Origin of the sequence: Butyrivibrio sp. M55 (genome assembly GCF_900116865.1) — a bacterium.
Lineage (GTDB): Bacteria > Bacillota > Clostridia > Lachnospirales > Lachnospiraceae > Butyrivibrio.
Window position 1 is genome coordinate 128,464 of record NZ_FPCD01000001.1, and the last position, 13,019, is coordinate 141,482.

Annotated in this window: 14 protein-coding genes and 1 tRNA gene; 14 read left to right on the forward strand and 1 reads right to left on the reverse strand. The window is 38.3% G+C overall.

The genetic code is table 11. The features are described 5' to 3' along the window. The first annotated feature begins 92 nt into the window (after positions 1–92). A complete protein-coding gene (locus BM398_RS00565; RefSeq protein WP_092335987.1) occupies positions 93–1,187 on the forward strand; it encodes a hypothetical protein in 1,095 nt (364 codons plus the stop codon). Positions 1,188–1,276: 89 nt separating this feature from the next. Here BM398_RS00565 and BM398_RS00570 read toward each other — a convergent pair. Beyond that, positions 1,277–1,349, reverse strand: a tRNA-Thr gene (locus BM398_RS00570). Positions 1,350–1,565: 216 nt separating this feature from the next. Here BM398_RS00570 and BM398_RS00575 point away from each other — a divergent pair. From BM398_RS00575 to BM398_RS00635, 13 genes are all read left to right on the forward strand, one after another. Then, entirely contained in the window at positions 1,566–1,883 is a 318-nt protein-coding gene (locus tag BM398_RS00575) for a hypothetical protein (RefSeq protein ID WP_092335988.1), read from the forward strand. After that, positions 1,880–2,242, forward strand: a complete 363-nt coding sequence (locus BM398_RS00580) for a DUF5082 domain-containing protein (protein ID WP_092335989.1) — start codon at positions 1,880–1,882, stop codon at positions 2,240–2,242. The genes BM398_RS00575 and BM398_RS00580 overlap by 4 nt, the downstream gene beginning before the upstream one ends. A 20-nt stretch (positions 2,243–2,262) precedes the next feature. Beyond that, on the forward strand, positions 2,263–3,879 hold the full coding sequence (locus tag BM398_RS00585) for a T7SS effector LXG polymorphic toxin (RefSeq protein ID WP_092335990.1): 1,617 nt from the start codon (positions 2,263–2,265) through the stop codon (positions 3,877–3,879). Further along, positions 3,879–4,286, forward strand: a complete 408-nt coding sequence (locus BM398_RS00590) for a hypothetical protein (protein WP_092335991.1) — start codon at positions 3,879–3,881, stop codon at positions 4,284–4,286. Before BM398_RS00585 ends, BM398_RS00590 begins: the two co-directional genes overlap by 1 nt. Before the next feature lie 67 nt (positions 4,287–4,353). Continuing rightward, entirely contained in the window at positions 4,354–4,662 is a 309-nt protein-coding gene (locus BM398_RS00595) for a hypothetical protein (RefSeq protein WP_139233773.1), read from the forward strand. Positions 4,663–4,726: 64 nt separating this feature from the next. After that, positions 4,727–5,020: an immunity 53 family protein gene (locus BM398_RS00600; RefSeq protein WP_092335993.1), complete on the forward strand. Its 294-nt coding sequence runs from the start codon at positions 4,727–4,729 to the stop codon at positions 5,018–5,020. Between the two features lie 58 nt (positions 5,021–5,078). Further along, a complete protein-coding gene (locus BM398_RS00605; protein WP_092335994.1) occupies positions 5,079–5,561 on the forward strand; it encodes a DUF2691 family protein in 483 nt (160 codons plus the stop codon). A 395-nt stretch (positions 5,562–5,956) separates the two neighbouring features. Further along, a complete protein-coding gene (locus BM398_RS00610; protein ID WP_026654721.1) occupies positions 5,957–6,481 on the forward strand; it encodes an adenine phosphoribosyltransferase in 525 nt (174 codons plus the stop codon). A 5-nt stretch (positions 6,482–6,486) separates the two neighbouring features. Next, complete coding sequence (locus BM398_RS00615; RefSeq protein ID WP_092335995.1) at positions 6,487–8,772, forward strand: RelA/SpoT family protein; 2,286 nt, start codon at positions 6,487–6,489, stop codon at positions 8,770–8,772. Beyond that, complete coding sequence (locus BM398_RS00620; protein ID WP_092335996.1) at positions 8,772–9,425, forward strand: MBL fold metallo-hydrolase; 654 nt, start codon at positions 8,772–8,774, stop codon at positions 9,423–9,425. The genes BM398_RS00615 and BM398_RS00620 overlap by 1 nt, the downstream gene beginning before the upstream one ends. Position 9,426: 1 nt before the next feature. After that, positions 9,427–10,824 carry a coproporphyrinogen dehydrogenase HemZ gene (hemZ, locus tag BM398_RS00625; RefSeq protein ID WP_092336245.1) on the forward strand — a complete coding sequence of 466 codons (1,398 nt, stop codon included), beginning with the start codon at positions 9,427–9,429 and terminating at the stop codon, positions 10,822–10,824. A 30-nt stretch (positions 10,825–10,854) separates the two neighbouring features. Next, the gene (gene hypB, locus BM398_RS00630; protein ID WP_092335997.1) at positions 10,855–11,532 is read left to right on the forward strand and encodes a hydrogenase nickel incorporation protein HypB; all 678 of its coding nucleotides are present in this window, start codon (positions 10,855–10,857) and stop codon (positions 11,530–11,532) included. 225 nt (positions 11,533–11,757) lie between these two features. Next, entirely contained in the window at positions 11,758–12,915 is a 1,158-nt protein-coding gene (locus BM398_RS00635; RefSeq protein ID WP_092335998.1) for a GGDEF domain-containing protein, read from the forward strand. Positions 12,916–13,019: the final 104 nt, after the last annotated feature.

A 13,019-nucleotide genomic window follows, 5' to 3' on the forward strand; every position in this document is an offset into this window, starting at 1 on the left:
TTTTTGAGTGGTATGTGGTAAAATGGCATAACAACCTTTTTGATTGAGATAATCTGAAAAAAGAATTGTTGGGATTTGAAGGTGTTCATAGAGTGAAAAAGAATAATGAGATATTAATATTAATTATAAGTATTCCGGCTATTATCATTGCTATATATCTTATCTATGGTATTTGCTGTCGCTTGGGCGACTGGAATACTAAAAAAATAGGGCGCAATAATGCTGTTAACTATGTTCAGGAGAAATATGGTTTTAAACCGGAAGTTATCTATACAGAAAGGATTCACTATTGGTATTGGTTTAAAATGTATTGGGAAAATAACGTAAAGGTTAAAATGCGTTATGAGGGAAAAGAATTTTGGGTTTATATAAGTGGTGAAAAAAAGACAACTGATGGGAAAGATGATTATCAGGCTGAGGAGATACGCGAGGCTGTTAATGAGAGAATATCCTCTTATTTGGGATGTGAACCATTGTGGGTAGAAAGTTGGTATTGTATAAATTCTGATTATTCAAAATATTATGATGGTACTAATCTTGATAGTTTTCTAAATGAAGTGGGAAGTGATCTTTTTATAAGCACTGTAGGCTTGGATATCGAAAAAATCGATTTGAAGCCACTAGCCAAGGATATGAATGCTTCAAATATAGTTATATTAGATTATTTGTCTGAAGATGATTATAGTATTGCCAAATCTTTAAATTATGCAGGCTATTTTGATTTTCCAGAGTTGAATAATTACAAAGATACGGTATCTAGTGAGGGTGCGTACGGTTACCTTCCGCTTCTTGATGAGTATGCAAAAGTAGATGCAGAAGGTACTTCGGAATATTTAAAAGTTAAATTAAAAGAGGCATATGGCTTTTTGTATGGAAAATGTGACGGGACTGATACATGTATCGAAAAAGTATCGGATGATGTAATTAAAGAACAGGGAATAAGCGAAGAGGATATTGGGATAGAAGGTGTGGATGTATATTCTGTTGATGCGTCTTCCGGAACAACTTATATATATTTACCAAAAGAACAGTATGATTATCTGGATAGTTATGATTGTAAGTGCACATATATTAACGAGGATGGAGAAAGAGAGGTAAAATCTCTTAAGGATTGCGGAATAGAAAAGCATTATATTTTAGAAATTGAACCTAAAGTTGATTATATTATTATTCCCAAACGGAAATAGATGGGATAATGGTATGGGTGTTAAGAAAACTTATAATTAAAACCAGCAATCATCTCAAAAGTAGATGATTGCTGGTTTTTTTAATTTAGAGCTGGAAAAGGGACTTGAACCCTCGACCTACTGATTACGAATCAGTTGCGCTACCAACTGCGCTATTCCAGCACATGTGAGTTATAAAATTCACACAAAAGAGATTATACAATCGAAAAAGCCTTTTGGCAAGGTGGAAATACGCGTTGTTGCTTCGTTTATTTTATATGTGAATTTTTGTAAAAACAAAATAGTACGCAAGAATTCTTGATACAGGCATAATTAACATGATATCATGTTAAATAATATGTATTGAAATTAATATATTAGAAACATAGAGGCGAGCATATGGCAGAAAAAGAAGTATTTATGGATACCAATATATTTACCGGTATTGTTGATGATATAAGGGGAGCTGCTTCGGCGTGCATACTGAAGACTGAGCCGCTTTTGAAAGCAGATTTCTTGGATGATACAGACGTTGGAAGAGAATTGCATTCTCTTTTACAAGAAGCATACAAAATGACGGACCTTCATAGAACTGAAGCATCAGAGGCTTTACCGTGTGCGCTTTCAAAGCTTCGCGATAGTATGATTACAGTTGATGATACCCTCAGTAAGAGTATTGTAGTTGAATCAGCGGGAGGCAATAAAAGAAAAGTATGAGTAATCACGATAGAATGGAATATCTCAGGGATAAGATAGATGAATACAGAGGATATATCTCTGAGCTTGAGGAAGCGTGTGCATTTGTAAATGATGTTCGGGCAGAAATACGAAGTGATAATGAGGAACCTATTAAAAGATTTAATATTTCATCAGCCGGAAGTTGGGAAGGGAAGCTTGAAACTGAGGCTGAGGATCGTAGAAATGATATTGTCTGCAGCATAGCTGCCGGTCAGAATCTTGCTTCCGATTTTATATCTGATGTTCAGAATATAATCGAAAGATTACATGAAAAGATTGAGGATTATGAAAGCGAATTATCAAGCCTCGAAGCGGCGCAAGATGAATCGGGTTATTGAATAAAGGTTAGAGGAAAGGTATGGGGAAAAGATATGATGCTCGGAAAATGACCGAGCTTTGTGACAGTATTAGTCATGCTGTGAGTAATTATACTGTCAGAGCAGAGATGCTTGAAAATGAGTATTCTGTATACAACAGTAACAACACATATCGGGGAGAAGCTGCTAATGCTTCAAAAGAGTTTGTATACAAAGGACAGGGGAAGCTTATCAAGGAACAAGTCAGAGTGCTTAATAAGCTAAGAAGAAAGTTTAATGAAACGCAGGATGCATTCAGGGATATAGTCGATTCTTCGCCAAACGCCAAGATAGACATGGATGTGCTTGAAGAAAATAAAAGATTTTTTTCAATGCAACACGAGAGTTTTGAAGATAAAGCAATGCAGCTTGAACGCTTGTCTCGTGAAATACGTGATAGATTTGATCGGTTTGGTTATATAACTACTATAAGCTATGACAGAGCAAAGTATGGCTTTGAGGATCTTTGCGGCTACAGCGGGTTTATGAATAAATGCATGAGATCGTTCGAGGAGTTTGACGAGGAAACCAAGGCATATTTAAAGAACTCCGAGCTTGATAGGTACATGTATGATATTGAGACAGATACCAAAGCTACGATGAACGCTCTTAATGGAATGACGGTTTATAATCCCGATGTCAAAAAGATTACAATGACTCCGGTAGCGCAGATGGCTGCGAAGCTTATGAGTACTGCAGGTATTCAATCATCATTGAATAATTCAATAAGCTCAGATAATGAAATTAAAAAATGGGCTAAGCTATTAAAAGTTAAATGCAGCTTGAAAACAGTTGTTGGTAAGGATGAAATTGCACAGGCGGCAGAGTTGACACTGCTTAATTGCAAGACGGATAAAGACAAGATTGTTGTACAGAAATGTGCGGCTTCAATGATGTCTGTGGATACTTTAGTGTTGCAAGATATTATGCAACAACTTGAAAGATGGGCGATGCAATTAGGACCCTATGGAGTTCTCCTCATGTTTGCTATAATTATTGTTGGTGTGATAAATTTTGCCGCTGAACATGCAGGTGATATTGAACAATTTGTTACTCCTAAACCCAAAGAGGAAAATGGTCATATTATTGATATTCCGCCACAGGAAGACAATAAACCTATAATTGAAAAACCAACTCCAGTGCCACAGAAGCCCTCGGTAACTGATATTCCGTCTGGGGATGTGGAAGAAAAAGAGTTAGGTCGTGAAATATTCCCGAAGACTCCGGCAGAAGAAGATAAACCAAAGATAACGACTATTCAAGGAAATGAAGATGGATTGGATTATTCTAATAGTGATTATGGTAAGTTGGTAGTTGTTTCAGAGGAAAAAATGTATCAGCAAGGCAAACATTACAACAAGCATGGCCGTGATATGGGGTATTCCAGTAAAAAAGAGTACGAACAAGGCGCACGAGATTTTCTTGAACAGAACCGTGAGGAAGCTGAAATATATGAAGGAACATGGAATGATTCTAGGGGGAGTCAAGCAGGGCAAAGACAAATAATTATACGACATGATGGAAAACAGTTGATAATAAATAAAGAAACAAATCAAATAATAGATTTTTATGAAGGCAATGATCTAGGCGGATTTAAAGATTTAGAAAGGGTACAATAATGTTGATTATAGGTGAAATTGAACCAGGTATAAGAATTGGAAGCTTAAGAATTGGAGCAATGAAGGAAGAACTTCTTTCTCAAATCGAGGACAAATATACTGTTTGGGAAAGAGAAGATGGTTTTTCTATTTATACTTTTGATAACTACAAGCTTTGGTTTGATGTAGATGGTTCATTACGGCAGATTGGCGTAACAGATGGATTTATAGGGAGTTATAAGTCTGTTCATATTGGTACAACCATGAAAGAAATAAAAAATGATTTTGGTGATTATGAGAATGAGAATGATGAATATGAAATTTCAGGCGTCAAAGGACTTTGCTTTGAATTAGGTGATATGGATGACTGTGATGATTGGGATGAATTGGAAGCACCAATAGAATGGATTTTTGTTTATAAGTGTTAATGGGATTATGCATAAACTTAAAGAATTAGAAAATAATTTGCTCAATTGCATGTTTGAAGCGAATTTTATGGATAAAAATATTTTAGTAAAACAAGCAGAAAAATCAGTGATTACAACGTTGTACGAGGAGGGAATTATCACAATTAAGTTTTCAAATCTTCAAGGTGATAAATATCCTCATTCTGTGAGAGTTCCTGTTGAGATGAGAGCATTTCAGAAAGAATATGCACCGATTGTGTTTATGCTTCATGTGATTGAAGGATATTTGGATGAATTAGAAATATTTTCAGCGGATGGTTCAACAATTAATGCTGATAATATTTCGTTAGATAAATTGGAATATGTAATTGATCCCGAAGTTTCATTTGGCAATTAAAGAGGATGTAGCCTTCAATATTATTGGCTGCATCCTCAAAATCTAGATTATCGAGGATAATAAAGTGAACAGTTTTATATGGCTTGAAGAATGGTATAAAAGCAATTGCAATGGTGATTGGGAAGAATATTATGGTATTAAAATTCAAACAATTGATAATCCAGGATGGCATGTTGAAATCGATATTATGGAAACTGATTGCGAAAAAAAGATTTTTAATATGATAGATATTGATAATTCTGATGATGACTGGGTCAAGTGTGAAGTAAAAAATGGAAAATTTACAGGTGTAGGAGATAATACAAAATTATCATTTATAATTGGCAAATTTAAAGAGCTGGTTGAGGGGAAACAGTAATATTTTGAAATGTTGATTTGTTTTTTTTCTCCTTGTGGTTTAGCTGGGGATGTAGATAATGTTAGGAATAGTAATTAACAAGGGTGAAAATTATTATACGGATATAAAGGACATACTTAATACAATAGGAGATTTATATAAGAAGTATAAATGGCTTATTTCAGGATATGAATGTTACCCACAAGACGAAAAACTGGCAAAGTTATTTTCTGGGAAAGCGGTTTTTATATCCAGTGTAGATCTGAAGAATGTATTGGATATAGAGAATTTTCAGCTTATCTGGGGTGTATTATCTGCAATACCTCAGAATATATCTAAAGAGGAAGTTATGAAATATAAACTACCATATGCTGAATCTAATAATGAAATATGGGATGAATCATATCCTATGCAACATCCGTTGGCAGATATTGAGATAATTGGATGGGATAGTTCTGCAACTGTAATTAAAAGTAAAGATGATAGCATAATACGGATGGTAAAGGCTAAAAAAGGACAAGCTATATCTTTGAATGAATATAATTCATCTTCTAATGCTTAGCATGCACAGCTTTTCAGATGTTCATTAAACTCCCAAATAACAGGAAGGTATATATTTAAACATTGTGAGAGAGCTTAGTTTTTCATGAGGTTTCCGGAAATGTCACAAAAATTCTGCTTTGAGGCTCACTGTTTGACGGCCGACTTCGTAGAAGTCGACCGGAGTTTTGAGCCGATAGAATTTTTGTGACATTTTTGGAAGGCCATGAAAACAAGCGATGGAACAGTTTAAATATATACCTTCCTGCCATTTGGGAGTCCATGAACACTGCAAACAGCCTGTGCAAGATTAAACAATATTCGCGGAAAGCCGCAATTTGTGATATAATTTTAAGTTGAAAAATTATTTTTATGTGATAACGCACGTTTGGTGCATATTTCAGAGAGGACTATTCAATGAAAGAATTAAAAGATTACGTCAGAACTATTCCCAATTTCCCTGAAGAAGGTATCATGTTCAGAGATATTACATCGGTACTTCAGGATCCCGACGGATTCAAGCTTGCCATCGATGAGATGATGGACCTTGTAAAGGATCTTGATTTTGATGTTGTTTTGGGCGCTGAGTCAAGAGGATTCATTTTCAGTGCACCCATTGCATATGCAAGAGGAAAGGGACTTGTTCCTGTTCGTAAAAAAGGAAAACTTCCTTGCGAGACTATTGAAGTTGAATATGATCTTGAGTATGGAAAGGCTGTACTTGAACTTCATAAGGATGCTATCAAGCCCGGACAGAAGGTTCTTTTGGTAGACGATCTTATGGCTACAGGTGGAACAATCGAGGCTATGATCAAGCTCGTTGAGAAGCTTGGCGGTGAAGTTGCAGGAATCCTTGTTCTCATGGAACTTAAGGGATTAAAGGGCAGAGAGAGACTCAGTAAATACAGACTTGATTCTGCAATAAGCTACGAAGGGAAGTAATTTGCATGCCACAGGACTTCGATGATGGAAAAATTGAAGCCATTGAGGAATTCCAATCGCCTGACAAACTATATGAAGGACTTATTGCGAGGGTAAGAAAATACCATCCGTCCGACGACATTACTCTAATTGAAAAGGCGTATCAGGAAGCGGCTGAGGCTCATAAGGAGCAGCTTAGAAAATCGGGTGAACCATATATAATTCACCCTCTTTGTGTTGCCATAATTTTGGCAGATCTTGAAATGGACAAAGAGACTATAGCTGCGGGCCTGCTTCATGACGTCGTTGAAGATACCATACTTACCAAAGAGCAGATAGAAGAGAGTTTTGGAGCCGATGTTGCGCTCTTGGTTGACGGTGTTACAAAGCTGACCGCTTTGCAGCTTCATGCCAACAGCGACATGGGTAACAAGACTCAGGAGCAGATCGATATGCAGGCTCAGAACCTGCGTAAGATGTTCCTTGCTATGGCAAAGGATATCAGAGTCATTCTTATCAAGCTTGCGGACAGACTTCATAATATGCGCACGCTTGAGCATATGCCGCCTGAGAAGCAGTCGAGGATAGCGCAGGAGACTCTTGATATTTATTCGCCTATAGCCGGAAGACTTGGTATCAGCCGTATCAAGGTTGAACTTGATGATCTTTCGCTCAAATATCTTAAGCCCGACATCTATTACGATCTCGTTGAAAAGGTTGCGATCAGAAAAAACGAGAGAGAAAAGTATGTTGAGGATATTTGCGTTAAGGTAAGAGAGGCTATTGCAGACGCCGGTATTTCCGGAGAAGTAAACGGAAGAGTTAAGCATTTTTTCAGTATCTATAAGAAAATGCGCAATCAGAACAAGACTCTCGATCAGATATACGATCTTTTCGCAATAAGGATCATTGTCGGAACCGTTAAGGATTGTTATGCGGCACTTGGTGTCATTCATGAGATGTATAAGCCGATTCCCGGTAGATTTAAAGATTACATCGCAATGCCCAAGCCTAACATGTATCAGTCGCTTCATACGACACTTATCGGTCAGACGGGACAGCCTTTCGAAATTCAGATAAGAACTTATGATATGCACAGAGCCGCTGAATACGGTATCGCTGCGCACTGGAAGTATAAAGAAGCTTCGGATGGCAAAAAAGCTGAAAACGGCGAAGAGGAGAAGCTCACATGGCTTCGTCAGATCTTGGAATGGCAACAGGACATGTCTGACAACCAGGAGTTTATGAATCTCTTGAAGAGTGATCTTAATCTCTTTTCAGAGGATGTTTATTGCTTTACTCCTACGGGAGAAGTTAAGAATCTGCCGGCAGGCTCTACACCTATTGACTTTGCGTACAGCGTTCATTCCGCTGTAGGTAATAAGATGATCGGTGCCAAGGTCAACGGCAAGCTCGTTCCGATTGATTATAAGATTCAGAACGGCGACAGAGTTGAGGTTATAACCAGCCAGAATTCAAGGGGACCCAGCAGAGACTGGCTCGCCATTGCCAAGGCTACTTCAACCAAAAACAAGATCAATCAGTGGTTCAGAAATGAACTTAAGGAAGAGAATATCGCAAAAGGAAGAGACCTTCTCATCGAGTATTGTAAGAGTAAGGGAATAGATCTTTTTGCAATATCCAAGCCTGAATTCCAGGCTATAGTAATAAATAAATACGGATTCCATGATTGGAATGCCGTTCTTGCGGCTGTTGGACACGGCGGACTTAAAGAGGGCCAGATCATCAACAAGATGCTTGAGCTTGGTGAAAAGGATCACAAGCGCAACATGACTGATGAAGAGGTTCTTGCTGCAGTTGCCGAGTCGAATATCACGCCTCAGGTTTCAAGTTCCGATAATGCCATCATCGTTAAGGGTGTTCATGATGTTGCGGTCAGATTTTCAAAGTGCTGCAATCCTGTTCCAGGCGATGAGATATGCGGTTTTGTAACAAGAGGCCGCGGAGTATCGATTCACAGAAGAGACTGTGTAAATGTTATTAAGATGCAGGAAGAGGACAAGACAAGGCTTATTGAAGCGAAGTGGCAGTCTGATTCCCAGAGCGGTGGCAAGTATGTTGCGACTATCAAGATATTTGCCAATAACAGAAACGGTCTTCTGGCCGATATTTCCAGGGCGCTTACGGAAAAAGATATTGATATCATTTCAATGAATACAAGAACAAGTAAACAGGGACTTGCCACAATGGAGATGTCTTTCAAGGTTTCTTCGAGAGGACAGCTTCGCGGCATTGTCGATAAGATCAGAATGATCGAAAGCGTAATTGACATCGAAAGGACTACGGGTTGATGAGTAAGCATAATATACAAGTCGGAGTTTTGACTCTGGGAATGGTGGCTACAAACTGCTATTTTATTTTTGATGCGGATAATACCGATGAAAACGGCAAAAAGCATGCTATCGTTTTTGACCCTGCGGACGCCGGTGAGAGGATTTATGACGAACTTTCGAAAAATGATATTGTTGTTGATCTGATTCTTTTAACCCATGGTCATTTTGACCATATAATGGGAATCCCTGAGCTTAAAGAGCTTACGGGTGCAAAGGTTGGATGTTATGAGAAGGAAGCTGCTATATGCAGCGATCCTCATCTCAACCTTTCTGTTTCTTTTGGCAGTAATTTTGGCGTTAAGCCTGATATTACATATAAAGATGGCGATGTTATTGAAGCTGCGGGACTTTCCTGCAAGCTTATCGCTACACCCGGTCATACATCGGGCGGATGTTGCTATCACTTTGAAGATGATAATGTACTTATTAGCGGAGATACATTATTCGAAGAATCGGTCGGAAGAACCGATTTTCCTACGAGTTCTACAAGCGAGCTTGTAAGGTCTATACGAGAAAAGTTATTTATCCTTCCGGATGAAACGATCGTTTATCCGGGACACGGAGAGATGACCAGTATCGGACATGAAAAAGAGTACAATCCTTATGCATAATATGATCAAGATAATTATTCCCGAAGATAAATACGGATATGATATACATTCGCTTTTTAAAGCTTTTTTTCCTGAGGAGAATGTTAAAGTCATTGTTTCTCCCGATGGAAATTACGAGGCTGAAGAAGGCGATAAGATCTATAATATAGATGTTTCCGTTTCGAAGAACGATCTTAAAAAGAATATATACAGGCTCCTTAGTCTTGAAACCAAAAAAGAGCTCCCGTGGGGGAATCTTACGGGTATAAGGCCGACCAGAATTGTTATGAACCTCATCGAGCAGAATATGAGCGATGAGGATATATTTATGTATATGAAAGACAATTATTATACGAGCGATGAGAAAACTGCGCTCAGTCTTTCGATTGCACACAGGGAAAAAGAGATATTAAAAAATATCGATTATGACAACGGTTACAGTCTTTACATCGGTATTCCTTTTTGCCCGACAACATGTCTTTACTGCTCGTTTACGTCATATCCGATATGCTCGTATGCGAATATAGTTGATGATTATCTTAAGTGCATAATGAAAGAGATTGATTATGTGGCTGAGAATTTCAAAGGAAAGACACTTGATACGATTTATGTCGGAGGAGGAACGCCCACAACGCTTCTTCCTGAGCAGATAGAGAGGCTCCTTGGATATGTTTACGATAAGCTTGATGTGTCAAAGGTAAAAGAGCTTACGGTTGAGTCGGGGCGCCCTGATTCGATAACAAGAGAAAAACTTGCGACCATGAAAAAGATGGGCGTTACAAGAATTTCCGTAAATCCCCAGACTATGAGGGATAAGACACTTGAGCTCATCGGAAGAAGGCATACTGTAAGCCAGCTTATCGATGCCTATAATATGGCAAGAGAAGAAGGTTTTGATAATATTAACATGGATATCATCCTTGGGCTTCCTTATGAAACTGCAGATGATGTCAGATATACTATGGATGAGATAAAAAAGCTTGATCCCGACGACCTTACGGTTCATTCTCTTGCGATCAAAAGAGGATCCAAGCTTGCCGAAGTTCTGAAGCAAAAAGAGTTAAAAGGTGAACTAAAAGGAGATGTCTTTTCATCTATACAAAATACCGAAGAGATGATGAAGATTGCATCCGAGGGAGCACTTTCCATGGGGCTTACACCGTATTATCTGTATAGGCAGAAAAATATAAGCGGTAATTTTGAGAATACGGGTTATGCGCGTCCGGGAAAAGCGGGAATCTACAATATACTTATTAATGAAGAAGTTCAGTCAATTGTTGCACTTGGTGCGGGAACCGTAACAAAGAGAGTGTACGGATATGACGGCAGGATAGAGAGATGTGATAATGTTAAAGATGTTAAACTCTACATGTCGCAGATTGATGAAATGATTCAGAGAAAGAAAAATCTATTTTCATAATTTAAAATTAAAAAACGGAGGTTTTATTTTATGGGAAATGTAAGAATTATAGATCTTAAAAGAAGTATTTTTGAGAGTAACGACGAGGATGCGAACAAGTTAAGAGAAGAGTTAAAAAGAAGCAAGACATTTCTTTTGAATCTCATGTCATCTCCGGGGGCAGGAAAAACAACGACTCTTTCACAGACAATAGCCAAACTTAAAGATAAATACCGCATTGGCGTTATGGAAGCCGATATAGATTCAGACGTTGACGCACTTAAGATACAGGAGACGGGCGTAAAAGCAATCCAGCTCCATACCGGCGGAATGTGCCATCTTGATGCCGACATGACAAGGCAGGGTATCAATGCTCTCGGAGTAGAAGATGTTGATTTTGCTATACTTGAGAATGTCGGAAATCTTGTATGTCCCGCGGAGTTTGATACCGGAAGTACCAAGAATGCCATGATCCTCTCTGTACCTGAGGGAGACGATAAACCTCTTAAGTATCCGCTGATGTTTTCTATATGCGACGTGGTTTTGATCAATAAGATCGATGTCATGCCATATTTTAATTTTGACCTCGAAAAATGCAAAGAATACGTTTTGATGAGAAATCCCAAAGCCAAGATAATTCCTATATGCGCGAAGACAGGTGAGGGCTTTGATGAGTGGATTTCCTGGCTTTCTGAAAATATAGACAATGCAATCGATGGTCGGGACTAAAATTGATGCAATTTTATAATATCTACTGTTTTTGTTTAGAGAATTTTTATAAAATATGCATAAAACTGCACCAATACTCGCAAATCTTACACTGACATTTGTGTATTATGACTAAGACGTCTTGAAAAAAATAGACCCCCGTAGTAAAAATGTATAAGGGTTTTGTTTAGGAAATTGTGGCATGTGTTTCATGGTTTTTTTCTTAAACTAATAGGGGGATTTGCTATGGATATGGCGTTCTTAGGGGATTTAGTGATTAATGTCTACACATTGTTTCTGTCTCTTATGTTACTGTTCTTCCAGGAGAGGGGCAGAAAGTCACATTCCAGTGTAGCTTATATCAGGTTGATCGGAATACTGGCCATCTTGGTCGGGGTTTCCGCTATGAGAGACGTTGCAAGTCTTTCAGACGGAAACTTCATATTCCTTTCGAAGCTGTCCAATTATCTGATATATGCCCTGGATCCGTTCAGCTTCCTGTTTGCAATTAAATATATTGACAGTTTCGTTACCGCCGATGACAGGAACGGCCGAAACGCATATATTAACCCTATTATGATCTATGCGATCTTTAACTGCATACTTGTCGCTCTCGATGCGCATCTGTCAAAAGGATGGTTTTATATAAGCTATAAGACGGGTTATGAGAGGGGAAGTTTGTATATGTTAAGACTTTTTATGCAGATCATGTCATGTGCGATAATTTTCGCGTTTATAACTGTATATAAGAGCTACATTCACAAATGGTACGTGGCTCCGATACAGGCTCTTCCGGTTATTGTAGTCACGGGAGAATTTCTGCAGTATTTTATTCCGTATATCAATTTCGCCTACGCATCTTCTGTGTTCGCGTTTATGGTTCTCTTTATCTATGTTCAGAGAAGAGATATCCATATGGATTACCTGACGGGTACCGTGAACAGAAGAGGAATAGATGCCGCGCTTCGAAGGGCTATGGCCGACAGTGCCGAGAATCCTTTCTGTGCGGTCATGATCGATATTGACTACTTCAAGCTCATAAACGACAACTTTGGACATAAGGTCGGAGATGAGGTTCTTGAGGGTATCGCGGCTATTCTTCTTAACACATTTGACAAGAAGGACGTAGTCGGAAGATATGGCGGAGACGAGTTCTGTATTATAACTCATACGACCGATGAACTCGAGATTGAAAAGAGAATTCATCAGGTTAAAAAACTTGTTGAAGATTTTGAGTGGAGCAACCGTGGTAAAATGGATCTTTCAGTGAGTGCGGGTATTGCCGTTTACAGTAAAGAAATGGAAATGCACGGCAAAGATTTCATGGAATTTGTTGACAGCAGAATGTATGAGGAAAAAGCGCTTCATCATCTGTCCAAGCAGGTTAAGGTGGCAGCAAATTGATAATAATTTATTAAAGGGGTTGACGAAAACTTTAAAAATGTATATTAATAAGAACGTGAGTTTTAAGCGGAACTAACATAATTAACAATTAATATATATGAAGG